Genomic DNA, 25,144 nt, shown 5'->3' on the forward strand with positions numbered 1-25,144 from the left:
CCGTCAGAGGGCGGTCGGGTCGATGACCCGGACGTGCGGGTCGGTCACGTCGTAGCCGAGGCGGGCCACCATGTCGGCGGTGCCGCCGGGCCCGTCGCCGTTGCGGCCGTCCCAGACCAGCAGCGCCCGCGGGCGGTCGTCGAGGCCCTTGACCAGCTCGACCATCCACTGGTTCGTCTGACTGAAGACGTCGGCGTCGCCGGTACTGTGCAGCACCCGGACCTCGCTGCCGCGCAGCACGCGCTCGAAGCGGGCGCTCCAGTCGGTGCCCGGCAGCGCCACCGACGACAGCTCGAACTCCGCGACCGGCATCGCCAGGCAGAGCGTCACGGCCGCGCCCCGGGACAGCGCGGCCTCCGCGGCGATCAGGTCGGCGCCGCGGGCACCGCCGCACACGAGCACCGACCCGGGCCCGACCCGCCACTCGTCGAACGTCTCCGCCACCAGCCTCGCGACCTCGCCGGCGACCCGCTGCGGAAACCGTGGTGCCGGCCGGCCGGGCGCGTCGACGAGATGGCCGCTGGCCAGCACGACGGGCATCACCGCTCGACGCTGGGCGTGCCGTCGGACTGCCTGACCACCAGCTGCCCCCAGTGTCCGTTCTCGGTCCGCAGGACCTCCTCGACCCGCAGCAGCGCGGCGCGGTCGTCCGGCGCGTCCCGCCAGGAATGACCGGCCGAGCGTACCCCCTTCAACGCGTCGTCATAGGATCGCCGCAGGCTGGAGAACCCCATCAGCGAGCTGTACCCGGCGACGGCACCGGCGAGCGCCGCGATCAGCGCCGCGACCAGGCCGCACACGCCGCGGGCCGTCGCCGAGCCCGGCCCGCTGAACACCTGCGCGGTCGCGCCGACCACACCCGACAGCACCAGCAGCCCGTTGCGGAGCCGGACGCCCTGCTTGTAGGCGTTGCGGAACTCGTCGCGCCGCCGCTCCAGAAACCGTTGCTGCTGCTGTACGCGGTGCTGCTCGTACAGGTCGCGGAACTGCGACTCGCGGTCGGTCACGTCAGCTCCTCACCCTCGTCGATCGCGTCGACCGCGCGGACCAGCAGGCGCGCCCGATTGTCGCCCGTGTATGGCTCGACGCGGGCGAGATAGATGAAGTACAGCGCCCGCAGGCGCTCCGCCTTGACCCGCGCGAGCCGGTAGTCGGCGAGCGCGTGGTCGTCCACGACGAACTGCGACAACCCCGCCAGCGCGACCGCCAGCACCGCCAGCACCGCCGACGGCCAGCGCTGGTCCGACAGGACCGCCTGCAGCCCGCCGAGCCCGGTCAGCAGGGCGGAGCCGAGCAGCACGACGATGCCCTGCAGCCGGTAGCTGTGCTGGCCGCGCAGCGCCTCGAGGTCGTAGCGCTCGAACCGCTCCTCGACCGGGCGCAGCGCCTCGAAGTCCTCGGCGAGCGCCGGGTAACCGGCCTTCGCCGCCGGTGGCATGATCGGATCGGACACGAGCCGCGATCCGCGTCGCGGAAACCGCCGGAATAGGTCGCGCACGCCGCCTCCGTCAATATCGACATCGTCGGCATTGAATCTACGAAAGCGCCGCAACCGTTGACAACGGTCACATCGTCCGCATACCCGACCCGAACCGCCGACCCGCTCAGGTGCTGCGGGAAACCGGGCGCTGCACCGTTGCGGCGTACCGTTGACTCGAGGGGGTGAGACAGGTGATCGTCACCCAGGAAGAGATGCGGATCGGCGTGCCGGCGATGCGTGCCTACGAGCACCTGGTGCATCTCAGCGAACATCCGCGGTTCATGTCCGGGGTCCTCGCCGTGAGCCAGGCCGGCGACGAGGCCGCGCACCTGGCGCTCGACATCGGCGGGCGGCGGGTCGAGATCGACGCGGTGCTCGGCGACACCGAGCCGGGGCGGTACGTGCGGTGGGACAGCGCGCAGCTCGTCGAGGCGTACTGGCTGGAGCCGCTCGGCGACGACGCCACCAACGTGGTGGCGGTCGCGCAGCTGGACGAGCGACTGGTGCACCCGCACGGCGCGCAGCCGGACGCGGAGTTGCACGCCCGGCTGCGCATGGATCTGAAGGGCTTCAAGCGGTACTGCGAGGAGGCCGAGGCAACCGCTGAGGAAGCTGAGTCAGCCCCTCAGTAGCGGTAGTGCTCCGGCTTGTACGGGCCTGCCACGTCGACGCCGATGTACTCGGCCTGCTCCTTGGTCAGCTCGGTCAGCCGGACGCCGAGCGCCTCGAGGTGCAGCGCGGCGACCTTCTCGTCGAGGTGCTTCGGCAGGCGGTACACCTGGCGCTCGTACGCGTCCGGCTTCGTGAACAGCTCGATCTGCGCGATCGTCTGGTTGGTGAAGCTGTTGGACATGACGAAGCTCGGGTGACCGGTGGCGTTGCCCAGGTTGAGCAGCCGGCCCTCGGACAGCACGATGATCGCGTGCCCGTCGGGGAACGTCCACTCGTGCACCTGCGGCTTGATCTCGTTCTTCACGATGCCCGGGACCTTCGCCAGCCCGGCCATGTCGATCTCGTTGTCGAAGTGCCCGACGTTGCCGACGATCGCGTTGTGCTTCATGGCGGCCAGGTCGGCGGCCATGATGATGTCCTTGTTGCCGGTGGTGGTGATGAACAGGTCCGCGGTCGCGACGACGTCCTCGAGGCGGACCACGGGCAGCCCGTGCATGGCGGCCTGCAGCGCGCAGATCGGGTCGATCTCGGTGACGACGACCCGGGCCCCCATACCGCGCAGCGCCTCGGCGGCGCCCTTGCCGACGTCGCCGTAGCCGCAGACGACGGCGAGCTTGCCGGCCAGCATCACGTCCGTGGCACGGTTGATGCCGTCCAGCAGCGAGTGGCGGATGCCGTACGTGTTGTCGAACTTCGACTTGGTGACCGAGTCGTTGACGTTGATCGCGGGGAACAGCAGCTCACCGCTCTCGGCGAGCTTGTAGAGCCGCTTGACGCCGTTGGTGGTCTCCTCGGTGACGCCGCGGATGCCGGCGGCCAGCTTCGTGAAGCGCCGGTTGTCCTTCGCGAGGCTGTCGGCGAGGGTACCGAGTACCAGCGCGAACTCCTCCGAATCGGCGGACGTCGGCTGCGGCACCCGGCCCGCGGCCTCGAACTCGACGCCCTTGTGCACCAGCAGCGTGGCGTCGCCGCCGTCGTCGACGATCATGTTCGGGCCGAGGCCGTCGCCGAAGTCGAACAGCTGGTCGGTGCACCACCAGTACTCGGCGAGCGTCTCGCCCTTCCACGCGAACACCGGCGTGCCCTTGGGCTCCTCCGGCGTGCCGTGCGGGCCGACGACGACCGCGGCGGCCGCCTCGTCCTGCGTGGAGAAGATGTTGCAGGACACCCAGCGGACCTCGGCGCCGAGCGCGACGAGGGTCTCGATCAGCACCGCCGTCTGCACGGTCATGTGCAGGGAGCCCGCGATCCGCGCGCCGCGCAACGGCTGCGCGTCGGCGAACTCGCGGCGCGTCGCCATCAGGCCCGGCATCTCGTGCTCGGCGAGGCGGATCTGGGTCCGGCCGGCGGCGGCGAGAGAGAGATCGGCAACGGCGAACTCGATCCCGTTGCGCGTCTGCAGATACTTGTGCATAGCCTAAGGTCACCTCCCGGTGACAGGAGGCGCCCTTGGGTCAAGGGTAGTCAACGGCCGAGCGTGGCGAACCCGTGCGGGTCCGTCGCAGCGCCTCTCGGCCGTGACCGCGGCGTCGCCTTGTGCTCAGCCGCGATTGGTTCCGACGGTACCGCCTCCGTCGTTTTCCCCGCAACCGAGTGTGCGGTAGACGTCACGGAGCAGGTCGGTCACCTCGAACCGGCCGACGGTGAGTTTCAGCTGGTCGAGCTGGTCGAGGAGGGCGTCGGGTCGCGCAATCGCGCCGGGCAGGGGTTCGTTTCTTGTGGTGACCCTGGGGCCGGCGGTCCAGAAGCTCTTGGCCGTCCGGGGCTCCGGGTCTGTGGGCGCCACGTGCCTGGTGTCGGACACGCGGTGGCTGCGCAGCTCCTCGAGCAGCTCGTCGCGGCCCTTGCCGCGCCAGGCCAGGATGGTGAACGGGTCGTTGTCGAACTCCTCCGCGAGCACGTAGCAGGCGGCCGTCAGGTGCCGGCACGGCTTCTGCCAGCCGGGGCAGTCGCAGTCCATGACCAGCTCGGCGAGGCTCTGCGGGAACAGGGACAGCCCATAGCTCTGCAGCAGCTGGTCCAGGTCCTCCGGCAGGTGCCCGGCGAGCAGTTTCGCCGCGTACCGCGCCTCCTTGGACAGCGCCCGCTCGATGCGGGCCCAGTCGGCGGCGGAGAACGCCTTCGCGGCGATGCGCGACCGGTACGTCTCACCGTCCTCGTCGAGGATCAGCGCCGTCACGATGCTGCTGGAGATGGTGAGCGACCGGACGTTGCCGGCGCGGGCATAGCGGCGGCCGACGGAAAATGTCGTACCCATGCGCAAGGATTCGAGCATGGCGATGAACTGGTGGGACCACCTCGTCTCACTCATCCGTCGCCTCCGGGCGCAGGGTCATCAGGTCCAGGAGGTCGTCGGTGGACAGGCCCGTGAGCCAGCCCTCGCCGCTGCCGACGGCGACCCCGGCGAGGGTCCGCTTCTCCGCCATGATGGTGTCGACCCGCTCCTCGACGGTGCCGACGCAGACGAAGGTGTGCACCTGCACGTCGCGGCGCTGCCCGATGCGGAAGGCGCGGTCCGTGGCCTGCTGCTCGGTCGCCGGGTTCCACCACCTGTCGACGTGCACGACATGGTTGGCGGCGGTGAGGTTGAGCCCGGTCCCGCCCGCCTTCAGCGACAGCAGCAGCACCCCCGGCCCCGTCCCGGTCTGGAAGCGCTCCACCATCGCGTCCCGGGCGCCCTTCGCGGTGCCCCCGTGCAGGAACTCGACACCGGTCCCGAGCCGCCCCGCCAGGTAGGGCGCCAGCAGGTGGCCGAACTTGGCGAACTGTGTGAAGACCAGCGCCCGGTCCCCGGCGTCGAGGGCCGTGGCGAGGATCTCCTCGAGGCGCGCCAGCTTCCCCGACCGTCCCGCCAGCGGCGTGCCGTCGTCCATCAGGTGCGCCGGATGGTTGCACACCTGCTTGAGCTTCGTCATCGCCGACAGCACCAGGCCCTTGCGCCGCTCACCGGACCGCCCCTCGCGCAGCTTCACGAAGAGCTCGTTGACGACCGCCTTGTAGAGCGTCGCCTGTTCGAGGGTCAGGTTGCACCACTGGCGGCGTTCGAGCTTGTCCGGCAGGTCCGCGATGACCGCCCGGTCGGTCTTCACCCGGCGCAGCAGGAAGGGGCGCGTGACCCGGCGCAGGCGGGCGGCCGCGTCGGCGTCGGCGTAGCGCTCGACCGGCACCGAGTAGCGGGCCCGGAAGATGCTCGCCGGCCCGAGGATGCCCGGGTTCAGGAAGTCCGCGATCGACCACAGCTCCGTCAGCCGGTTCTCCACCGGGGTGCCGGTCAGCGCGACCCGGTGCCGCGCCGGGATCCGCCGCACCGCCCGCGCCGCGGCGCTGGTGCTGTTCTTCACGTGCTGCGCCTCGTCGAGCACGATCCGGTCCCAGTCCCGCGCCGCCAGCCGGTCCACGTCCCGGGTCGCGACCTGGTAGGTGGTGAGGACCAGGTCGGCGTCGAGCTCGTCCGCCGCCCGTTCCGTGCCGTGGTGGACGGCGACCCGCAGGCCGGGCGTGAAGCGCCCGATCTCGCGCCGCCAGTTGCCGAGCACCGACAGCGGGCACACGATCAGCGTCGGCGGCCGGGCGCCGCGCTCGCGCAGCAGCGCCTCCAGCGCCAGGACCTGCACGGTCTTGCCGAGGCCCATGTCGTCGGCGAGCAGCGCCCCGACGCCGAGCCCGTCGAGGAATGCCAGCCACGACAGGCCCTTGCGCTGGTAGGGACGCAGCGTCGTGGCGAGGGACGCGGGCGGCTCCAGCAGCTCCAGGCGCTCGACGGCCCGGCCCGTCAGCAGGTCCGCGAGCCATCCCGTGCCGTCGACGCCGGTGACCGGCAGGGGCAGGTCGCCCTCGGGGATGAGTCTGACGAGCCGCATCGCCTCACCGGCCGACATGTGCCCCTGCCCGCCCCGGGCGAGGAAGGCGAGGCCGGCGCGGAGCTTCTCCCGGTCGAGGTGCACCCAGCGGCCCCGCAGCCGCACCAGCGGCACCTTCGCCCGCGCCAGCGCCCGCAGGTCCGCCTCGCTGAGGAATTCGTCACCGATCGCGAGCCCCCACCGGTAGCGCACGATCGCGGCCCGGTTCGCCGTCGTGTCACGCAGCACCGGGGCCGCGGGCTGCGCCGAGTGCGTCGTCAGCGTCAGCCCCAGGTCCTGCCGCCGCTGCCACTGCGCCGGCAGCAGCACCCCGAATCCCGCGTCGTGCAGGATCCCCGCGTGCCGCAGGAAGCCGTAGGCGCCGATCGTGTCCAGCCGCAGCTGCTCGGGGCGCGCCTGGTGCAGCGCCTCGTCGAGCTCGGGCCAGAGCCGGCTCGCCCTGCCGAGGTCCGCCAGCAGCACGTCCTGCGGATAGTCGACCCACCGGAAGAGCGGCGACGCCCCGCTGCGCCAGACGTCCTTGGCCGGCACGAGCAGCCCGGGCTCCGCGACCGGCTGCAACATGAACTCCACCAGCCACCCCGACACGTCCCGCCCGCCGTCGACCCGCACCCCCGCCTCACCGGCCGCCGCCCCGACGGCGTCGTCCTCCTCGTCCTCGTCGAACTCCTCGACAAACGTCAACCTGAAGCACAACCGCACCGCCGCCGGCCGCCCACTCTCCGCCCACCGCCGGATCTCGTCCCGCACCCGCCGCACATCCGTGCTCTCCCGCACGGCCCGCCCCACCAAGCCACCCGCCCCGCCGCCGCTCAGCCCGCCGCTGCTGTTCGGCTCGCCGCTGCTTGCCGCGCTGCCGCCGCTCAACCCACGGCCGTTGCTCGGTTCGCTGCTGCTCGGCATGCCGCTGTCGCTCAGCCCGCCGCTGCTGTTCGGCTCGCTGTCGCTCAGCCCGCCGCTGCTGCTCGGTCCGCTGCTGCTCGGCACACCGCTGTCGCTCAGCCCGCTGCTGCTCGGCACACCGCTGTCGCTCAGCCCGCCGCTGCTTGCGGTGCTGCCGTTGCTCAGCCCACCGCCGTTCGGCGTGCGGTCGGCGTCCAGTGCGCCGCCGCTGCCCAGCGCGCTGCTGGTGTTCAGCACGCTGGCGGCATTCAGCGCGTCGCTGCTGTCCGGTGCGCGACTGTTGTTCGGTGCGCTGTTGACACTCGGTGCGCCGTCGCTGGTCGGGCTGGGACCGCTGTTCGGGGTTTGGTGTTCGCGGACGGTGGGGGTGCCGGCGCCGGTCGGTGCGGGGCTGCTGTGCGGGGTTGGGCGTTCGCGGAGGGTGGGGTCGGGGGAGGTGAGGGCGGCCAGCCAGGCGCGGACGGTGCCGTCCTGGCGGACCGCGGCGTCGGTGACGATGGGGCGGTCGGTGAGGGCGGCGCGGACGAGGGCGTCGACCTGGTGGTTGAGCGCGGCGCGGGCGGCCTCGTCGGGGGTCCAGTCGGCGGCGGCGAAGGCGGCGCCCGGCAGGGAGCGGCACAGGGACTCGAACGTGATGGCGTCGTCGGCCCACAGGACGGGGCGCCAGCGGGCCTCGATCGGGTGGTCGAGGAGGTCGGGGAGGACGCGGCCCCGGTGCACCAGGTCGGCGGCGAACGTGACCAGGTCCGTCAGCGCGCCGATCGACGGGGCCGCCACGATGGCGGAGTCGGGGGCGTCGTCGGCGGTGAGGGCGGCTTCGAGGTCGGTGCCGGGTGGGGCGTACACGATCGGGACGGTCCACAGCATCGTGCCGGTGGTGTCCGGGTCGCGGTCGGTGGCGGCCGGTGGGGTGAGGGTGGGGGAGGGCAGCGGGCGGGCGCCGGTGGTCGGCAGGGCCAGGTCGGCGGTGGCGACGTCGCCGGGGAGCGGGGGGAGGACCGCGAACGGGTGCGGGACCGCCCGACTGGGGCGGCGGCGCAGGCCTGAGGCCGGGCCTGGGGTGGTCTCGGCCCAGTATGCGAGCCGGCCCCCGCCGGTGATGACCCCGTGCACGACGTTCACTCCGAGACCCTACTCCGGGCGCCCGCCGCGGCCCGAACGGCGCGGCGTCAGTGCGTGTCGGGCTTCGTGTGGAGGATCTCGCGGACCTGTTCGGCGGCGCGCAGGATGCTCTCGCTGATGAAGTCGCTGAAGCGGGCGATGTTTTCGAGGCGGACGGCGGCGGGGCTGCCCTGGCCGAGGACGACGACGCCCTGGCGGGCGGTGGCGGCCACCTGGCCGATGCCGCGGGCGCTGGCGATCGTCGACTGGTACCAGACGTCGTCGTCGACGAAGTAGCGCTCGCGGCGGCGGTCGTCGCGTTCGCGGCGGATGAGGCCCTGCTGCTCGAGGAACGCGACGGCCTTGGACACCGACGCCGGGCTGATCTGCAGGTGCTGGACGAGTTGCGCGGCGGTGAGGCTGCCGGCGTCGGCGATGAAGAGGCAGGTCAGCACCCGGGCCACCATCTTCGGCAGGCCCTGCTGCATCAGCAGGGTGGTGAAGGTCTCCTCGTATTCGCGGACCGCGCCGTCGTCGCGTCCGTTGCCCTGGGCGAGGGCCCGCGGTCCAGCGGATGGTGCCTGTCGGCGGCGGTGGGCGCGGCGTTCGGTGGCGCGGTGGGCGAGGTCGGCGCGATACGCGGTGGGGCCGCCGTTGCGCATCACCTCACGGGTGATGGTCGACGTGGGGCGGTCGAGGCGCCGGGCGATCTCCGCGTAGGCGAGGCTGTCGGCGAGCCCGCCGGCGATCTGCTGCCGCTCCTGCTGTGTGAGCCTGCCTCCCGGCACCGCCGTCTCCCTTCGTCCGGTACCTCCAGCGTAGCGTTCGCCGACAGTCCAATGCAACGCAACGAGTCCAGCGCATTGCGTTAGCCGTACAGCCAATGCAACGAATTCAGCGCAATGAGCTGCGGAAACACGAATCAGACGCAACGCATACATTGCCCGAAGTGCGAACGCAAAGTAGCGTTTCTGGTGTCGGAAAGAACAACGACATGAGGAGAACGCCATGCAGCAGTTCGACAGCCCCGCCGCCGTCACCGCCGTCCTGGAGGTCCCCGCCGGCCGGATCCAGGTCATCGCGGCCGACCGGGCCGACACCACCGTCGAGGTGCTTCCCGCCGACGCGGGCAAGCGGCGCGACGTGCAGTCGGCCGAGCAGACCCAGGTGGAGTTCGGCGACGGTGTGCTGCGGGTCAAGGCCCCCGCCGGCAGCTCGGCCGGGTCGGTCGAGGTGACGGTGCGGGTCCCCGCCGGCTCGCGGGTCGAGGTGAAGGCGGCCGCCACGGAGTTCCGGGGCGTCGGCCGGCTCGGCGACGTCGCCGCCGAAGGCCTGTACCGCGCGGTGAAGCTCGACGAGGCGGCGAGCGCGCGCCTGTCCGCCCACGACGGCGACGTCACGGTCGGGCGGCTCACCGGGCCGGCCGAGATCAGCACCATGCGGGGCGACATCAACGTCGCCGAGGCCGTGCGCGGCGCGGTCGTCCTGCGCACGCAGATGGGCGACGTGACCGTCCGGGCCGCCGCCGGTGTCGACGCCTCGCTGGACGCCGGCACCGGGCGCGGCCGGGTGCACAACGCGCTCAAGAACGCCGGCACCCCCGAGCTGACCATCCACGCGACCACCGCCCAGGGCGACATCGACGCCCGCAGCCTCTGAAGACGCCCCGCAGCCTGAAGACGTCCCACAGCCTGCGGACGCCCCGCGGCCTCTGAAGACGCCCCGCACACACCCGAGGGAGACGCCATGAACGGCACCGTGAACAGCGCGACCTGGACCGGCATGATCCCGGTCGACGACACCGCCCTCGCCGCCACCGACACCGGCGGCCCCGGGATCCCGGTGGTGTACCTCAACGGCCAGTTCGCCACCCAGGGCTACTGGCGCCGGGTCATCGCCGAGCTCGGCGACGGCCCGCAGTGGCGGCACATCACCTACGACGAGCGGGCCCGCGGCAAGTCGCGACGCTCGCAGGACTACTCGTTCGAGGCCGCCGTCCGCGACGTCGACGCCGTCCTCGCGGCCAGGGGCGTCGACCGGGCGCTGCTGGTCGGCTGGTCCTACGGCGCGTTCGTCGGGGCGCACTGGGCCAGCCGCAACCCGTTGCGGACGATCGGCGCGGTGCTGGTCGACGGCGCGCAGCCGTACGACTGGCTGGACGAGGCCATGGAGGTGCGGATCCGCAAGATGTTCCGGCGGATGGGCTGGTTCCTGCCGCTGCTGCGCCCGACCGGTCTCGCCCCGCGGATGACCGCCGACCAGCAGGCCGACAGCAACATCGAGATCGGCAGGATCTCGCGCGTGAGCGAGCTCGGCCCGGTGCTGGACCGCATCACGGTCCCGACCCGCTACGTGGTCGCCTCGGGCACGTCGCTCGGCAGCCGCGGCGACGAGCAGGAGCGCATCCGCGCCGGCCTCGGCGCGGTGACCGAGCGGAACCCGAACATCCGCATCAGCGCGAAGGTCCCCAGCAACCACGGCGCCATCCTGAAGAAGGACTTCCGGGCCGTCGCCGACGCGGCGCGGGACGTCGCGGGCCTCTAGGGTGGCGGCGTGGCAGAGCTGAGCAGGTTCCATCGGCTGTGGGCGGCCGCCGCCGCGGGCAACCTCGGCGACGGCGTCTACAGAGTCGCGATCCTGCTGCTCGCCGCGCGGCTGACCAGCGACCCGGTGGCGTTCTCCGCGCTGACGGCCCTCGGGTTCGTGCCGTGGCTGCTGCTCGGGCTGCCCGCGGGTGTCCTCGTCGACCGGTATGACCGGCGGCGGCTGGCGCTGATCGTCGGGATCGTGCGCACCGCGGTCCTGGCGGCACTGCTCGCGGCCGTCGCCACCGACACGATGTCGTTGTGGCTGCTGTACGGCGTGGTCGTCGTCCTCGGCGCGGGCGAGACGGTGTACGACACGTCGGTCCTGTCGATGGTGCCGGCCGTCGTCGAGCGGGACCGCCTCGAGGCCGCCAACGGCCGGCTGCAGGGCGCGGACATGCTCGTCCAGAACTTCGTCGCCCCGCCCGTCGCGAGCGCCGTGTTCGCGGTCACCGCGAGCGGAGCGTTCGGCATCAACGTCGCCTGCTACGCGATCGCCGCGGCGCTCATGCTCGCGCTGCCCGGCACGTACCGCGCCGCCCAGGGCGAGGGGACCGTGCCGATGGGGCGGGCGATCGGCGAGGCGCTGCGGTTCGTGCGCGGCCACCCCGTCCACCGCGCGATGCTCTCCGTGGTGATCGGGCTCGGGTTCGCCAACGCGATGGCCACCGCCCTCGTCGCGCTGTGGACCCGGGAGACGCTCCACGTGCCCGAGGCCGCGTTCGGCGCGTTCCTGCTGACCGCCTCCGTCGGCGGGCTCGTCGGCAGCCAGACCGCCGCCCGGATCGCGGGACGCACCGGCCGCGGGCGCGCCATGGTCCTCGCGGCGACCGTGACCGGCCTCGGGATGCTCCTCGCGGCCGCGACCCGGAACATGTACGTGGCGGCGTTCGCGTGGGCGCTGACCGGGTGGGCGATCCTGGTGTGGAACGTCGTCTACGGGTCGCTGCGGCAGCGCCTGACCCCGGACGCGCTGCTCGGCCGCACGATCGGCGTCTACCGGGTCGTCGCCTGGGGCGTCATGCCGCTGGGCGCGATCGCCGGTGGCCTGCTCGCGGACGCCGGCGACCTGCGGACCCCGATCCTCGTCGCGGCCCTGCTGACCCTCGCCGGCGGCGGGTACGCCGCGTCCGCTCTCACCAACGCCCGCATCGATGCGGCGGTCGCCGAGGCCGATGTCGCGAGCGCCCGGCCGTGAGTGGTAGAACCAGCGGATGGGGTACTCCGTGCGGCCCACGGGCAGGCTGCACCTGCCGGCCGCGGACGACGTCGCCGCCACCACCGCGATCAGGGCCGCGCTGGCCGCGCGGGACGGCTGGTTCAGCGAGGAGATCTGTCCGGACGCGGGCACGGTCGCCGACCTCGCCTGGGTGGGCGCGGCGCAGGTCGTGCGGGACGGCGACTGGATCGAGTTCGCGCGGGACGAGGAGGGCGACGCGAAGTGGTCGGAGCAGGCGACCGCGTTCTACGTGGAGCTGGCGCCGTTCGTCCGCGCCGGCACGGTCAGCTGCACCGGCGAGGACGGCTCCACCTGGGCCTACGCGTACGCCGACGGCAAGATCACGCAGCAGGGCTGGAACGCCTGGGACTGCTCCCTGGAGCCGTTCGGCGAGCCCGTGTACCCGTGGCGCGAAACCTGACGCTCAGCCGTGGTCGCGGCGCAGCGTGAGCTGGAACGCCCTGGTCGGCGGCGCCGGCTCGGAGCCGTAGGACGCCAGCACGGTGCACGACAGCGGCGCGTCCGGGGCGGTGATCCGGTGGGCGGTCACATGCGCGGAGTCCCAGTGGACGCGGGGCACGCCGCCGCTGGGGCCGAAGCAGGCGTCGAGCTCCGCCCGGGTCAGGGTCGGCTCGACGAAGTGGATGACGACCGCGGACAGCCCCGCCCGGTCGAAGGACAGCTCCAGGCGCGCGGTGCCCGGCGGGCTCGGCTGCACGAACAGCCGGCCGAAGTCGTCCTGCGTCGGCGCGGGCAGCCCCAGCAGCGCGGCGACCTCGGCGGGGTGCTCGGTGGTGACGCCGCAGATCCGCCGCGCCCACGTCCACAACAGGTCGGTGGTGATCGGCCGAGCGATCAGGTCCAGCAGGTGCGCCGGCGCCGGCGGCCGGCGCCACACGGTGGGCCAGTCGTCGAGGTCGACCATCTCGGTTCCGTCGACGATGAGGGTGTACAGCGGCTCCGCCGGGAAGTCGTTGACCCGCACGGTGAGGCTGCGCCCGTCGACCTCGGCGTGGTAGGGGAACTCGCCGTCACCCGAGTGCTCCCACCGGATGGGTGTGGCGATCAGGTCGCTCATCGCGCGGGTCCTCAAGCAGCTGGGCAATGCGGACCTGAACAGCGTATGGGGTGTCCGCAAGCCCACACTTGAGGGGCGTCACACCTGCCCCCTGTTCAGGCGGCGACAGGGCTAACGTCAGTCCCGCTATGCGTCGTCATCTGATGTGGGTCATCGGGCTCACCGCGTACATCATCGCGGTCTTCCACCGCTCGTCGCTGGGGGTCGCCGGGGTCGCCGCGGCGGACCGGTTCGGGGTCGGCACGTCGCTGCTGGCGCTGCTGTCCGTGGCGCAGCTTGCCGTGTACGCGGGCATGCAGATCCCGGTCGGGGTGCTGCTGGACCGGTTCGGGTCGCGGCGCATGCTCGTCGGCGGCGGGCTGCTCATGGTCGCCGGGCAGCTGCTGTTCGCCTACGCGCACGACATCGGGCCGGCGGTCGCGGCCCGCGTGCTGATCGGCGTCGGCGACGCGATGACGTTCATCAGCGTCCTGCGAATCGTCGCGCTGTGGTATCCGCCGCGCCGCAACCCGCTGATGGTGCAGCTCACCGGCATGGTCGGGCAGCTCGGTGCGCTGTCGTCGGCGGTGCCGCTGGTCGTGCTGCTGCGCGACGCGGGCTGGACCGCCACGTTCCTCGGCGCGGCCGCGCTCGGTGCCGCCGCGATCGCGCTCGTGGCCGTGAGCTTGCGGGACTCACCGGTACAGGAGCCGCAAAAGCCGGCGGCGTCGGACCGGGCCCTGAAGGCGTCGTGGGAGCATCCGGGCACGCGGCTGGGGCTGTGGACGCACTTCGTGTCGTCGTTCTCCGGCAGCGTGTTCGCGCTGCTGTGGGGCTATCCGTTCCTGACGCAGGGGGAGGGCCTCGCCCCGGCGACCGCCGCCCTGCTGCTGTCGCTGCTGACCGTCGGCGGCATCGTGCTCGGCCCCGTCGTCGGGCACTTCTGCGGCCGGCTGCCCTACCACCGCTCGACCCTGGTCCTGGCGATCGTCGGGAGCTCGGCGCTCGCCTGGACGGTCGTGCTGCTGTGGCCGGGCCGCGCCCCCGTCGCCGTGCTCACCGTCCTGGTCCTGGTGCTCGCGGTGAACGGCCCCGGCTCCATGATCGGCTTCGACTACGCCCGCTCGTTCAACCCGGCGGCCCGCATCGGCGGCGCGACCGGCATCGTCAACGTGGGCGGGTTCGTCGCCTCGATCCTGGTCATCATCGCCATCGGCGTGCTGCTGGACGTGCAGACCCGGGCCGGCACCGCCCACCCGTCGCTGCCGGCGTTCAAGTGGGCGTTCGCCGTCCAGTACGTGTTATGGGCCCTCGGCGCCGCCCAGGTCTGGCGCTACCGGCGCACGACCCGCCGCGCCATCCCGCCGGAGCACCTCGCCGCCATGCGCCGCGGCGACCCCCTCCCGGCCGTCGGCTGACGTCGCCGGTTCCTCAGGGGCGGCGCCGTAGCCGTGCCGCATCCGGAACAGCATCGGCTCCGTCCCGGTCGCGGTCACGTGGGCGATCAGCTGGGCCCGCAGCGGCGCCGGGATCCCGGCCCGCAACGGCCGGGTCCACTCGAGGCACGTGAACAGCTCCGCCGCGCCGTCGAGCTGGCCCGCCGATAGCGGAGCCGCCGCCAACGCGTCGAAGATCGCCCCGGTGGGCTCGGCGAGCAGGAACCGCTGGGGCACGAGCTCGTGCCAGAAGGTGCCGAAGTCCTCGCGTGCCGGCACGCCGGCCCAGGTGACCAGCGCCCGGATCCGGTCCGTCAGGTCCGGGATCCGGCGCGCCAGCATGCCGGCCAGCCGCTCCTCGGCGTGGTGCTCCCGCAGGGTCACGGCCTCGGCGAAGTACTGCAGGCCGAGCGGCGCGGCCGCCACCCAGCGAACCCGCCGCGCCTCCGCGTCCGCCGCCTCACGGGCGGCCCTGAGCTGAGCGTCCCGTGGACCGGTCAGGCCGTGCTCCGCCAGCCATGCGATGAGCGCGGGGGCGTCGCGCAGCTCGGCGGCGCGGTCACCGAGGCCGCTGAGCTGCGTCTGACCGTGCACGGTCCACCGGGCGAGGTCGCGACCGTCGGCGCCGGTCACGACCATCGTGGGCCGGTCACCGCACCAGCAGTGCTCGCTGTCCCTGACGCCGCCGTCCACGACGCTCAGCACCCGCGCCAGCCCCGCGATGTCGCCGCCGGTGACCACGATCCTGGCGGCGTCGGCGTGGTCGACCTCGTCGGGCCGGGCGTCGACGATGCGCACCCGCGCGGCGTTGGCCAGGATCCCCCGCAGCCGTGCCGTGCTCGGCGCCTTGACCCTCCTGCTCACGCCGGCGAGCGTACTGACGGACCGGACGGCCGGCACCCGACTTTGTCGCGCGCCTCAGCGCGGGTGCGGGGCCAGCACGTGGGCGGGCAGCACGCGCCCGGCGAGTTCGGCCAGGCGCTCCGGGTGCAGCGCCTCGGTGAGCCGCGCCGTCAGCTCCGGTGGCAGCCGGCGCGCCAGCGCTGGGGCCGCCGCGGAGGCGAGCATGGTGGTGGTCGCGGAGGTGGTGGCGATGCCCCAGCCGACCGGGCCCAGCGGGGTGCAGCCGAAGAACTGGCTCAGGCCGGGGGTCTGGACGACGCCGGCCAGCACGGCGGCGGAGCCCAGGCTCGCGACGAGGACACCGGGGCTGTTGTACCCGACGAGCAGGGTCTGGCCGAGCTGCGTGCCGACCAGCGCGGCCAGCGCGACGGTGCGGGCCCGCACGCCGCGGCCGCTGAGGGTGGCGGCGGCGACCCATGCGCCGGTCGCGCCGGTGACGGTGGCCGCCGCGCGCAGCGCGATGTCGTGGGTCAGCGCGGCGCCGAGCGAGGCCTCCGGGCCCTCGCGCAGCAGCACGCCGTTGGCGCCGGAGTCCGGCCGGCGCAGCGCGACCGCCAGGGCCGGCGCGAGGTCGGTGAGGAGGTTGACCAGCAGCAGCTGCCGGGCGTTGAGCGGCGAGGCGCCGGTGAGGGCGGCGCCGAGGACGGTGAAGCCGATCTCCCCGAGGTTGCCGCCGACGAGGATGCCGAGCGCCTCCCGCACGGCCCGCCACATGGCGCGGCCCTCGACCAGCGCGGCGATGATGGTCTCCAGGCGGTCGTCGGTGACGACGAGGTCGGCGGCGGCCCGGGCGGCGGGGGTGCCGCGCTGGCCGAGCGCGATGCCGACGTCGGCGAGGCGGATGGCGGGGGCGTCGTTGGCGCCGTCGCCCGTCATCGCCACGACCCGCTGGTTGGCCTGGAAGGCCTGCACCACACGGACCTTGTGGGCCGGCGTGCCGCGGGCGACCACCGCGATCTTGGGCACGAGGTCGCGCAGCGCGCGGTCGTCCAGGGCGTCGATGTCGGCGCCGGTGACGACCCGGTGCCCGTTGAGCAGGCCGAGCTCGCCGGCGATGGTCTCGGCGGTGGCGGGGTGGTCCCCGGTGATCATGACGATCTGCGCGCCGGCCGTGCGCAGCTCGTCCAGCGAGGCGCCGGCGGTCGAGCGCACCGGGTCGGCGAGTGCGAGGAAGCCGAGGAAGCACAGACGGGCCACGGTGTCGTCGGTCAGGTCACCCTCCGCAGGGCTGTGGGTCTCGGCCACGGCGAGGACGCGGAAGCCCTGCCGGGTGAGCCGTTCGAGCTGCTGACGGACGCGGCGGCGGCCGGCGCCGGTGAGCGGCCGCTCGTCGCCGGGGGCGGCGCGCCAGGTGGTGCAGCGGGCCAGCACGAGCTCGGGCGCGCCCTTGACGGACAGCAGGCGGCCGGCGGTCGTCGTCGCGGCCGTGGCGTGGTACGCGCGGCTGGGCTCGAACGGCAGCGTCGTGTGCGCCTGCCAGCCCGGCGCGCCGGCGGACTCGTCGACGGCCGCGTCCTCCGCGCCGCCGCGCACGGCGCGGTCGGTGATGTGGGGCAGCGGCTGGCCGCCGGTGGGGGCGGGGGTGGCGCGCAGGCCGGCGGCGAGCACCGCCCGGTGCGCCGGGTCCAGGCCGTCCACCGGCCGGATGGTGGCGGCGTCGGCGACGGCCGCCAGCCGGATGTGGCCCTGGGTCAGGGTGCCGGTCTTGTCGAAGCACAGCACGTCCACCCGGCCCAGCGCCTCGATCGTCCGGGCGTTGCGGACCAGCGCGCCCTGGCGGGACAGCCGGCGGGCCGCGGCCAGCTGCGCGGCGCTGACCAGGAACGGCAGCCCCTCCGGGACGCTGGCCACGGCCAGTCCCACACCGGCGCCGATGGTGTCGCGCACCGGACGGCCGCGCAGCAGCCCGGCGGCCATGACGGCGGCGCCCGAGCCCAGCGCGATCGGCAGCGTGGTGTGGGTGATCTGCCCGAGCCGCGCCTCCACCCCGGTGGCCGGTGCCGCCTGGGCGGCGGTGGCCATGCTGCGACCCGCCTCGGTCGCCGCCCCGGTGGCGACCACGACGCCGACCGCCCGGCCGGCCGTCACTGTCGAGCCCTCGTACACCATGCAGATCCGGTCGGCGACGTCGGCGGCGAGGACCGGTTCGGTGCGCTTGGCCACCGGCATCGACTCGCCCGTCAGCGAGGACTCGTCCATCTCCAGGGCCTGCGCCTCGATGAGCCGGCAGTCGGCGGGCATGACGTCGCCGGGTGCCAGCTGGACGATGTCGCCGGGCACCAGCTGGTCGGCGGGCAGGCGCACCGGCCGGCCGTCGCGGCGGACCGTGGCCATCACCGCCGAGCGGGCCAGCAGCTCCGCGACGGCACGGTCGGTCACCGTCTTCTGGACCGCGCCGACCACCGCGCCTACGGCGCTGGCGCCCAGCACGATGCCGGCGTCGACCAGGGAGCCGATCGCGGCCGACAGGGCCGCGCCGCCGGCGAGGATCGGGGTCAGCGGGTTGGCCAGCTCCTCGGCGAAGGAGCGCATGAGGCTGGGCCTGGGCTGGCTGATCTGCGCGTCGGGACGGTGCCGGCGCAGCGCCGTCCGGGTGGCCAGCCCGCCGCCGGTGGATTCGAGCAGGTGCAGGACCTTGCCGGCGGGCAGCGCATGCCACGCGGTGCTGGACACGGGCGGCGAGATGGGCCGGCGGGCGAGCTCGGTGGCGGCCCACACGCCCTGCACCACGGACAGGGCGGCGGCGCCGTTGACGGCGAGCAGGGCCCGGCGGGCCGCGCCCCGGGGCGCGCCGGTGATCGTGGTGATCGCGCCGATCGCGGAGCCGGACTCGGCCAGGCGGACGCCGTGCCGGCCGACCCGCCGGGCGACGTCGATCGCGTCGATGAGCAGGGCGGCGGTCTCCAGGACATCGCCGGCCAGCACGTGCGCGCCCCAGGGTGGCCGGGCGTCCGGCCCGTGCACCCCGATGCCGACGTCGGCGCCGGCCAGCGCGGCGGCCTGATCGGAGACCAGCAGCACCACGTGACCGTCGGCCTGAAGCTCGCGGACGTTGCCGAGCAGGTGCCCGCGGCCGGGAATGTCGCCGGCGTCGATCCGCTCGGCCCCGCGGGGGCGGCCGCCGGCGAAGATCAGCCTGGTGCCGCTGCGCCGGGCCGCCGCGATGAGCGCGTCGGCGCTGGCGGCCGGTTGGGGCACGAGGCTCACCAGCGCCTCGAGCCGGGTGCCGTGCGCGAGCCCGAGCACGTGCACAGCGCCGTCACGGTGCAGGCGCTGCCGCGTCCGGACGCCGGTCCGGCCGCGCAGCCGCAACTGGTCGACCGGTCCGAGCAGCCAGCCGTCCTGCTCCACCGGCTGGTCGGCCGCCTCGGCGCTGAACAGCCGTTGGGCCTGGAGGCGGACCTCCTCCGGGTCGGCGCCGGGCAGCGGATGTACCTCCTGGACCATGAGCCGGCCGGTGGTCAGGACGGCCGGGTCGAGGATCACCGTGTCGACGCGGTCGAGCAGGCGCAGGACGCGCGGGTCCATCACCTGCGCGCGGCGGCCGGCGAGCGTGCGGCCCAGCTGCGCGGCGAAGGACTCCCGCCCGGCCCCGGGGGCCTTGGGCAGGCCGGCCACCGCGATCGCGGCCGCCCGCCTGGCGCCGCCCGCGGCCAGCGCGACGCCGGCCGCGCCGGCGCCGACGGCGACGCTGCGCGGGGCGTAGTGCTCGACGATCCCGTCGGGTAGGGGGCTGGGCCGTTCGGTGACGACCGGGTCGGCGGCGGCCCGCTGGGGCGTGCGCAGCAGCGCCGGCTCGGCGCGCCAGGCGTCGCGCCGGGCCCGGGCCTCGGCCAGCTGGCCGACGCGCACGGCCGCGTCCACGCCCAGCCCGGAGACGCCGCCGACCAGGCCCTGCGCCGCGGCGTTGCTGAGCGCGAGCACGGAGTCGGCCCGGTCGCGGCCGAGCGCCCGTTCGAGGAGGGCCCGCAGCTTCGGCTGGGTGTCGACGAAGGGGACGAGGGAGGCGGCCTCGACGGCGCCGGGCACGTGCCGGGCGATGCGGCCGAAGGTGGCGACCACCAGGCCGGCGGCGTCGGCGACCAGGGCCGTGGCGGCCCGGTCCAGGGCCGCGGGGTGATCGGGTGCCGGCGCGCGGTCGGCCTGCCCGTCGTGGATGCCGGGGTACCGCTCCCGCACCTCCCGCACCGCCGCGGTGAGCTGCGCGCGGGTGGGCGCGGGCCGGGTGACGCCCAGCACGACCCGCTGCAGCGGGGCGTTGACCACCGCCCACGAGACGCCGGGCACCTGCCCCAGCGCGGTGCCCAGTGCCGTCCGGTATTCGGCCGCCTCCGGGCGGGCGACGCCCGGGGCGTCGACGGCGACGCGGTCGGTGGTCACCGGCTCGTCCGGGGGCCGGCCGGCGACGGCACGGGCCGCCCCGGCCACCAGCCGGGACGGGGTCCGCACCAGGTCGAGCAGCGCCACCTGGCTAGACCTTTTCCAGCGCCTCGCCGAATTCGTGCACGACCTTGTTGCGCCGGTTCGTCGCCAGCGTGTGGCCGGCCGCTACGACGACGGCCACCGGCCATTCGATGGCGCCCAGCACGGCCAGGACGCCGATGCCGCCCAGGAAGGCGAGCTCGTCGGCCGGGGGCAGCTGGACGGTGCCCAGTTTCGGCACGCTCAGGTGGGTGCTGTTGTGGTCGGTGACCTGATGTGCGGCCGTCCGCATGGGGTGGGCGGCCGCGCCGTCGGTGCCGTGCGGCCGTTCCGTCACTTCGGTGTGACGCGTCCGCCGGGCGCGGGGAGCGGCCTTGGTCTGCGTGGGCTCCGCCGTGGCGGCTTCAGCGCCCTTCGGCCGGGCCGTCGCGTCGTCCTTGCGGGTCCGCCGGGTGCGGGGAGCGGCCTTGGTCTGCGTGGTCATGGCGACCTCCTTAGGCCGAGGTTCTGAGCAGGCAGCTACCCGCGCGGGTTGGAGGTAAACGGCGGATGAACTGCGCTTGACCGAGCGGGACTCGGTGGTCAGGCGGCCGGGTTCCAGGTGGCGAGGGTGGCGACCCGGGCGACCGCCTGCTTCGCGGCCCGCTCGGGGTGCAGCTTCGGTGCGTCGCCCCACAACGCGCCCCACAGGTTGTCGTAGAGCTGGCGTAGTGCGCCGTTGCCGCTCCACAGCGACCATCCGGTGCGTTTCGGCAGCACCACGACCGTCGGCCAGAGCATGTTGTCGTGGAACACGTTGTCCATGCCGGTCATCTCACCACTGGACAGGAACAGTAAAGAAACCTAATAATGGCGAGCACCGTCGATGGAGGACACCCCCATGAAGCGCAAGCGCATAGCGCTCATCCTCGGCGCCGCGACCCTGCTGGTGACCGGTTTGCTCGTCACGACCAACGCCTACGCCGCCAATCTGCTGACCAACCCCGGGTTCGAGAGCGGAAACCTGTCCGGGTGGTCCTGCACCGGCACCGGGTCCGGGGCCGTGACCAGCCCGGTCCACTCCGGGTCCTACGCGCTCAACGGCAACGCCACCGCGTCCGACACCGCCCAGTGCACGCAGACCGTCGCCGTCCAGCCGAGCACCGCCTACACACTCACCGGCTGGGTCCGCGGCTCCTACGTGTACCTCGGCATCACCGGCGGCGCGTCCACCTGGACCAGCGGCACCGCCTACAGCAAGCTCACCGTGCCGTTCACCACCGCCGCCGGTCAGACGTCGGTGCAGGTGTTCCTGCACGGCTGGTACGGCACCGGCGCGTACCAGGCCGACGACATCTCCCTCGACGGCCCCGGCGGGCAGCCGAGCCCGACGACCGCGTCGCCCACGGCGAGCAAGAGCCCGAGCGCCAGCCCGTCGCCGTCGAAGTCGCCGTCCACGTCGCCGTCGCCGTCCACGTCCCAGCCGCCGGTCACCGGGCTGCCGAAGCACGCGCTCATCGGCTACCTGCACGCCAGCTTCGCCAACGGCTCCGGCTACGTGCGGATGGCCGACATCCCGGCCGCCTGGGACATCATCAATCTGTCGTTCGGCGAGCCGACCTCGGTGACGTCCGGCGACATCCGGTTCAACCGCTGCCCGGTCGCCGAGTGCCCGAACGTCGAGTCCGACGCCGAGTTCCTCGCCGCGATCAAGGCGAAGCAGGCCCAGGGCAAGAAGGTCCTGATCTCCATCGGCGGCCAGAACGGCCAGGTGCAGCTCACCTCGACCGCCGCCCGCGACGCGTTCGTCAACTCGGTCAGCGCGATCATCGACCGGTGGGGCCTGGACGGCCTCGACATCGACTTCGAGGGCCACTCGCTCTACCTGAACGCCGGTGACGCCGACTTCCGCAACCCGACGACCCCGGTCGTGGTGAACCTGATCTCCGCGCTCAAGTCGCTGAAGGCGAAGTACGGCACGAAGTTCGTGCTGACGATGGCGCCGGAGACGTTCTTCGTGCAGCTCGGCTACCAGTTCTACGGCGGCACGACCCAGGGCGACAACCGGGCCGGGTCCTACCTGCCGGTCATCCACGCGGTGCGGGACTTCCTCACCGTGCTGCACGTCCAGGACTACAACTCCGGCCCGATCACCGGCCTGGACAACCAGTACCACCAGATGGGCGGCGCCGACTTCCACATCGCGATGACCGACATGATGAAGGCCGGCTTCCCGGTCGCGAACACCGGCCAGACGTTCCCGGGGCTGCGCGAGGACCAGATCGCGTTCGGCGTGCCGGCGGCGGTCAGCGCGGGCAACGGCTACGTCGCCCCCGCGGTCGTCCAGGCCGCCGTGAACTGCCTCGTCAAGGGCACCGGCTGCGGCGGGTACACCCTGCGCGGCGGCACCTCGCCCAACTTCCGCGGCCTGATGACCTGGTCGATCAACTGGGACCGGTACTACTCCTGGGAGTTCATGAACACCCAGGAACCGTTCCTGAACGCCCTGCCGTAACGACCCGGCCGCGCTGCCGTAGGTTCGAGAGCGTGAGCGCACTTGATCTCGTCAGCACCTGGCCAGTCACCACCGCATCGGTCGCGGTCGTGGGTCCCGAAGGGATCCGCGACCGCACCGGTCCGGACGACCCCCTGCCGTGGGCGTCCGTCACGAAACTGCTGACGGCGCTCACGGTGCTCGTCGCGGTCGACAAGGGCGACGTCCTGCTCGACGAGCCCGCCGGCCCGGAGGGTGTCACGGTCCGGCACCTGCTGGCCCACACCTCCGGGGTCGCGTTCGACGACGACACGCAGGTCGCCGCGCCCGGCCGGAAGCGTATCTACTCCAACCGCGGGTTCGAGCGGCTCGCCGACTTCGTGCTGACCCGCACCGGCGGCACGTTCGCGGAACTGCTCACCGAGTCCGTGCTGCGGCCGCTCGGCATGGGCGGCACCACCCTCGAAGGCTCGCCCGCCGCCGGGGCGCGGGGGCCGCTGTCCGACCTGGCCCTGCTCGGCCAGGAGCTCCTGGACCCGTCGCTGGTCCCGGACCTGATGCCGGAGGCCGTCACCGTCCAGTTCCCGGGAGTCTCCGGTGTACTGCCTGGCTTCGGCCGTCAGGACCCGAACGACTGGGGGCTGGGCTTCGAGATCCGCGACGGCAAGTCGCCGCACTGGACGGGGTCGCGCAACTCGCCCGCCACATACGGTCACTTCGGCCGCTCCGGCACGTTCCTGTGGGTCGACCCGGTCGCCGGCCTCGCCTGCGCCTGCCTGACCGACCGCGACTTCGGCGAGTGGTCCGCCGAGGTGTGGCCCGTGCTGTCGGACGCCGTCCTCGGGTAGTGGCACTCGGGTAGTGGCACTCGGGTAGTGGCACTTGGATAGACAGCACGAAGGGCGCCCCCGTGGGTGAGGGCGCCCTTCGTGTTTCGGGAGGCTACGACCAGCTGGACGTCGCCCAGTCGTCGGCGGACCAGTAGTGGCCGCTCCAGTAGTGCCCGGACCAGTAGTGACCGGTCCAGTACTGCTCGGACCACTCCGGGTCGCTCCAGGAGCCGGTGCCGGTCCACGGCGAGCCCTGCCACGAGGCCGCGGCCCAGGTGCGCGACGTCGACGGCGGGACCCAGCGCTGGTTGTCCTTGTCACCGCAGTCCCAGATCTGCAGCTGGGTGCCGTTGGCGGAGTTCCACTCGGTCACGTCGAGGCACTTGCTCGCGTTGACGTTGACCAGCTGGCGGGCGGTGTTGACCCGCCACTGCTGGGCCGGGGTGCCGTTGCAGTCGTAGAGCTGGACCTTCGTGCCGTTGGCGGTGCCGGCGCCCGTGACGTCCAGGCACTTGCCGAGCGCCTGCGCGCTGCCGTCCGCGGCCAGGACCCAGTACTGCGCCGGCGTGTTGTTGCAGTCGTACAGCTGGACCGGCGTGCCGTTGATGCTCTGCCGGTTCTGCACGTCGATGCACTTGCCCGCGTAGCCGGTGACCTGGCCGGTGCCGCCCGTGCCGCCCGCACCCGTCCAGGTGTCGCCGGCCATGCGGTACCCCATCCACATGCCGCCGTTCCAGGACGTCTTCTGTGCGGAGAGGTTCGCCCACGCGGTGCCGTTGAACGGGCCGAAGATCGACTGCTCGCCCTTGAGCTCGATGTTGTTGAACGACAGGTGGTTGCCGCCCCGGGTGGTCTCCAGCGAACCGGTGCCGGTGCCCTTGGCGAGGCTCTGCGTGGCCGACGGGGTGGCCGCGGCGACGGCGGCGGAGACGTTGAGCTCCTTCAGGCCCTTGGCCCCGGCGGTGCCGGTCGTCAGCGTCGTCGCGGTGGACGTCAGCAGCTTCTTCACCTGGTCGGGGGTCAGCGACGGCCGCTGCTGCAGCAGCAGCGCCACGGCGGAGGCGGTGACGGCCGCGGCCTGCGACGTGCCGCTGCCCTTGAAGCCCGTGTCGCCGACCCGCGCCGACGTGTACTGCTGGTCGATGTTGGAGCCCGGGTCGCGCAGGGAGACGATCGACGTGCCCGGCGCCAGGATGTCGAGCTTGCGGGCCGCATTGGAGTTGTTGGTGTACGTGGCGAGGTCGTCGTCGGTCGTCGCGATGGTGTTGTTGGTGGTCGACGCGCCGACGGCGAGCACGAACGGGTCCATCGCCGGGTTCGTGAGCGCGGTGGTGGTGTTGCCGTCGTTGCCGGCGGCGACGACGACCACGATGCCGGCCTGCCAGGCCTGCTCGACGGCGTACATCAGCGGGTCCACGGTCGAGGCCGACATGCCGCTGGTGCCGTAGCTGAGGTTGAGCACCCGGATCGGGCTCGCCGGGTCGTGGTTGCGGTTCTGCACGACCCAGTCGATCGCGGCGATCATCTGCGACACGTCGTTGGCGCCGGTCGCGGTGCCGACCTTGACGGAGGTCACCTTCGCCTTCGGGGCCAGGCCGATCGTGCCGGACGCCGCGTCGTTGCCGACCATGATGCCGGCCATGTGCGTGCCGTGGCCGAACGTGTCCAGGTAGCGCAGCTGGCCCGACTGCGACTCGAACGACAGGTCCGGGCCGTTGACGACCTGCGCCGCCGGCAGCCCGGCGACCGGGGCGACCCCCGTGTCGATCAGCGCGATGCCGACCCCCTGACCGGTCAGCGACGCCGCGGCGCCGCTGTCGGCCTTGATGATCGACCGCACGCTCTTGACCGTGGTGCCCGCGCCGGCCGGCCACTCGTCGGCCGACCAGCCACCGCCCAACCGGCTCCCGCCGGTCGGCTCCGGGCTGGTCACGGCGGCGGCGGGACCGCCGACCCCGAGCAGCCCCAACGACGTCGCGACGGCCACCAGCCCCGACGCGCCAGCGCGCAGTCGACGGCGGCCCGTCATCGGCTTCCTCATCTGCATCTCCCCATCCATGGAGCACGAACGCACTCACTCCATGCGTTCGAGTCACCACGATGAGGTGCCATACACCGAAAGTCACTGGCCCATCACCAGAATGCCCCGATCGCCCGACAGGGTTTCTGACCTGCTGTCATACCTCTCGGCACGGCACGCTCC

The 25,144-nt window shown here is 73.3% G+C and carries 21 protein-coding genes; 8 read left to right on the top strand and 13 right to left on the bottom strand.

Translation table 11 applies throughout. The annotated features are described in order from the left end of the window. Positions 1 to 3: 3 nt before the first annotated feature. The 3 genes from AB0I21_RS12530 to AB0I21_RS12540 are packed head-to-tail and all read right to left on the bottom strand — an operon-like array spanning position 4 to position 1,453. Positions 4 to 543: a hypothetical protein gene (locus tag AB0I21_RS12530; RefSeq protein ID WP_360560622.1), complete on the bottom strand. Its 540-nt coding sequence runs from the start codon at positions 541 to 543 to the stop codon at positions 4 to 6. Beyond that, positions 540 to 1,007, bottom strand: a complete 468-nt coding sequence (locus tag AB0I21_RS12535) for a hypothetical protein (RefSeq protein WP_360560624.1) — start codon at positions 1,005 to 1,007, stop codon at positions 540 to 542. The genes AB0I21_RS12530 and AB0I21_RS12535 overlap by 4 nt, the downstream gene beginning before the upstream one ends. Continuing rightward, positions 1,004 to 1,453 carry a DUF4231 domain-containing protein gene (locus AB0I21_RS12540; RefSeq protein ID WP_360560626.1) on the bottom strand — a complete coding sequence of 150 codons (450 nt, stop codon included), beginning with the start codon at positions 1,451 to 1,453 and terminating at the stop codon, positions 1,004 to 1,006. The genes AB0I21_RS12535 and AB0I21_RS12540 overlap by 4 nt, the downstream gene beginning before the upstream one ends. Positions 1,454 to 1,662: 209 nt before the next feature. Between AB0I21_RS12540 and AB0I21_RS12545 the strand changes: the two genes are divergently transcribed. Next, complete coding sequence (locus AB0I21_RS12545) at positions 1,663 to 2,112, top strand: hypothetical protein (RefSeq protein WP_360560628.1); 450 nt, start codon at positions 1,663 to 1,665, stop codon at positions 2,110 to 2,112. Here AB0I21_RS12545 and ahcY read toward each other — a convergent pair. The 4 genes from ahcY to AB0I21_RS12565 form a co-directional block, all read right to left on the bottom strand. Beyond that, complete coding sequence (gene ahcY / locus AB0I21_RS12550) at positions 2,106 to 3,566, bottom strand: adenosylhomocysteinase (protein ID WP_360560629.1); 1,461 nt, start codon at positions 3,564 to 3,566, stop codon at positions 2,106 to 2,108. The two genes, AB0I21_RS12545 and ahcY, sit on opposite strands and share 7 nt — an antisense overlap. Before the next feature lie 126 nt (positions 3,567 to 3,692). Further along, positions 3,693 to 4,409 (bottom strand): hypothetical protein, encoded by a 717-nt coding sequence (locus AB0I21_RS12555; protein WP_360560631.1) that lies wholly within the window; start codon positions 4,407 to 4,409, stop codon positions 3,693 to 3,695. 46 nt (positions 4,410 to 4,455) lie between these two features. After that, on the bottom strand, positions 4,456 to 8,037 hold the full coding sequence (locus AB0I21_RS12560; RefSeq protein WP_360560633.1) for an SNF2-related protein: 3,582 nt from the start codon (positions 8,035 to 8,037) through the stop codon (positions 4,456 to 4,458). Positions 8,038 to 8,084: 47 nt separating this feature from the next. Further along, on the bottom strand, positions 8,085 to 8,804 hold the full coding sequence (locus tag AB0I21_RS12565; protein WP_360560635.1) for a helix-turn-helix domain-containing protein: 720 nt from the start codon (positions 8,802 to 8,804) through the stop codon (positions 8,085 to 8,087). 220 nt (positions 8,805 to 9,024) lie between these two features. Here AB0I21_RS12565 and AB0I21_RS12570 point away from each other — a divergent pair, with 220 nt between their 5' ends. The 4 genes from AB0I21_RS12570 (at position 9,025) to AB0I21_RS12585 (ending at position 12,241) form a co-directional block, all read left to right on the top strand. Further along, on the top strand, positions 9,025 to 9,675 hold the full coding sequence (locus tag AB0I21_RS12570) for a DUF4097 family beta strand repeat-containing protein (RefSeq protein WP_360560636.1): 651 nt from the start codon (positions 9,025 to 9,027) through the stop codon (positions 9,673 to 9,675). A gap of 87 nt (positions 9,676 to 9,762) precedes the next feature. Next, entirely contained in the window at positions 9,763 to 10,560 is a 798-nt protein-coding gene (locus AB0I21_RS12575; RefSeq protein WP_360560638.1) for an alpha/beta hydrolase, read from the top strand. A gap of 9 nt (positions 10,561 to 10,569) precedes the next feature. Then, the gene (locus AB0I21_RS12580) at positions 10,570 to 11,799 is read left to right on the top strand and encodes an MFS transporter (protein WP_360560640.1); all 1,230 of its coding nucleotides are present in this window, start codon (positions 10,570 to 10,572) and stop codon (positions 11,797 to 11,799) included. Positions 11,800 to 11,815: 16 nt separating this feature from the next. Next, on the top strand, positions 11,816 to 12,241 hold the full coding sequence (locus AB0I21_RS12585) for a hypothetical protein (RefSeq protein WP_360560642.1): 426 nt from the start codon (positions 11,816 to 11,818) through the stop codon (positions 12,239 to 12,241). Between the two features lie 3 nt (positions 12,242 to 12,244). Here the strand turns inward: AB0I21_RS12585 and AB0I21_RS12590 are convergent, their stop codons facing one another. Beyond that, positions 12,245 to 12,898: a hypothetical protein gene (locus AB0I21_RS12590; RefSeq protein WP_360560643.1), complete on the bottom strand. Its 654-nt coding sequence runs from the start codon at positions 12,896 to 12,898 to the stop codon at positions 12,245 to 12,247. Positions 12,899 to 13,026: 128 nt separating this feature from the next. On the opposite strand from AB0I21_RS12590, the gene AB0I21_RS12595 reads away from it, so the two are divergent. Further along, complete coding sequence (locus AB0I21_RS12595; RefSeq protein ID WP_360560645.1) at positions 13,027 to 14,295, top strand: MFS transporter; 1,269 nt, start codon at positions 13,027 to 13,029, stop codon at positions 14,293 to 14,295. Here AB0I21_RS12595 and AB0I21_RS12600 read toward each other — a convergent pair. The 4 genes from AB0I21_RS12600 to AB0I21_RS12615 form a co-directional block, all read right to left on the bottom strand. Next, on the bottom strand, positions 14,179 to 15,177 hold the full coding sequence (locus tag AB0I21_RS12600) for a hypothetical protein (RefSeq protein ID WP_360560647.1): 999 nt from the start codon (positions 15,175 to 15,177) through the stop codon (positions 14,179 to 14,181). The genes AB0I21_RS12595 and AB0I21_RS12600 overlap by 117 nt on opposite strands. 54 nt (positions 15,178 to 15,231) lie before the next feature. Further along, positions 15,232 to 19,683, bottom strand: coding sequence for an HAD-IC family P-type ATPase (locus tag AB0I21_RS12605; protein ID WP_360560649.1), 4,452 nt, complete (start codon positions 19,681 to 19,683; stop codon positions 15,232 to 15,234). 4 nt (positions 19,684 to 19,687) lie between these two features. Beyond that, positions 19,688 to 20,122, bottom strand: coding sequence for a hypothetical protein (locus AB0I21_RS12610; protein WP_360560650.1), 435 nt, complete (start codon positions 20,120 to 20,122; stop codon positions 19,688 to 19,690). A 98-nt stretch (positions 20,123 to 20,220) separates the two neighbouring features. Further along, on the bottom strand, positions 20,221 to 20,451 hold the full coding sequence (locus AB0I21_RS12615) for a hypothetical protein (RefSeq protein WP_360560652.1): 231 nt from the start codon (positions 20,449 to 20,451) through the stop codon (positions 20,221 to 20,223). A 67-nt stretch (positions 20,452 to 20,518) separates the two neighbouring features. Between AB0I21_RS12615 and AB0I21_RS12620 the strand changes: the two genes are divergently transcribed. Both AB0I21_RS12620 and AB0I21_RS12625 read left to right on the top strand, forming a co-directional pair. After that, complete coding sequence (locus AB0I21_RS12620; protein ID WP_360560653.1) at positions 20,519 to 22,132, top strand: glycosyl hydrolase family 18 protein; 1,614 nt, start codon at positions 20,519 to 20,521, stop codon at positions 22,130 to 22,132. Between the two features lie 32 nt (positions 22,133 to 22,164). Continuing rightward, on the top strand, positions 22,165 to 22,959 hold the full coding sequence (locus tag AB0I21_RS12625; protein ID WP_360560654.1) for a serine hydrolase domain-containing protein: 795 nt from the start codon (positions 22,165 to 22,167) through the stop codon (positions 22,957 to 22,959). A 94-nt stretch (positions 22,960 to 23,053) separates the two neighbouring features. Here AB0I21_RS12625 and AB0I21_RS12630 read toward each other — a convergent pair whose 3' ends face one another. After that, a complete protein-coding gene (locus tag AB0I21_RS12630; RefSeq protein ID WP_360560656.1) occupies positions 23,054 to 24,988 on the bottom strand; it encodes a S8 family serine peptidase in 1,935 nt (644 codons plus the stop codon). Between the last annotated feature and the right edge of the window lie 156 nt (positions 24,989 to 25,144).

The sequence above is a fragment of the Dactylosporangium sp. NPDC050588 genome, assembly GCF_040654975.1.
Taxonomy (GTDB): Bacteria; Actinomycetota; Actinomycetes; order Mycobacteriales; family Micromonosporaceae; genus Dactylosporangium; species Dactylosporangium maewongense.

Coding starts and splice junctions, on each gene's coding strand:
- ahcY (WP_360560629.1), bottom strand. CDS start 3,566: ATGCACAAGTATCTGCAGACGCGCAACGGGATCGAGTTCGCCGTTGCC.
- AB0I21_RS12555 (WP_360560631.1), bottom strand. CDS start 4,409: ATGGGTACGACATTTTCCGTCGGCCGCCGCTATGCCCGCGCCGGCAAC.
- AB0I21_RS12570 (WP_360560636.1), top strand. CDS start 9,025: ATGCAGCAGTTCGACAGCCCCGCCGCCGTCACCGCCGTCCTGGAGGTC.
- AB0I21_RS12575 (WP_360560638.1), top strand. CDS start 9,763: ATGAACGGCACCGTGAACAGCGCGACCTGGACCGGCATGATCCCGGTC.
- AB0I21_RS12585 (WP_360560642.1), top strand. CDS start 11,816: ATGGGGTACTCCGTGCGGCCCACGGGCAGGCTGCACCTGCCGGCCGCG.
- AB0I21_RS12590 (WP_360560643.1), bottom strand. CDS start 12,898: ATGAGCGACCTGATCGCCACACCCATCCGGTGGGAGCACTCGGGTGAC.
- AB0I21_RS12595 (WP_360560645.1), top strand. CDS start 13,027: ATGCGTCGTCATCTGATGTGGGTCATCGGGCTCACCGCGTACATCATC.
- AB0I21_RS12610 (WP_360560650.1), bottom strand. CDS start 20,122: ATGACCACGCAGACCAAGGCCGCTCCCCGCACCCGGCGGACCCGCAAG.
- AB0I21_RS12615 (WP_360560652.1), bottom strand. CDS start 20,451: ATGACCGGCATGGACAACGTGTTCCACGACAACATGCTCTGGCCGACG.
- AB0I21_RS12620 (WP_360560653.1), top strand. CDS start 20,519: ATGAAGCGCAAGCGCATAGCGCTCATCCTCGGCGCCGCGACCCTGCTG.
- AB0I21_RS12630 (WP_360560656.1), bottom strand. CDS start 24,988: ATGCAGATGAGGAAGCCGATGACGGGCCGCCGTCGACTGCGCGCTGGC.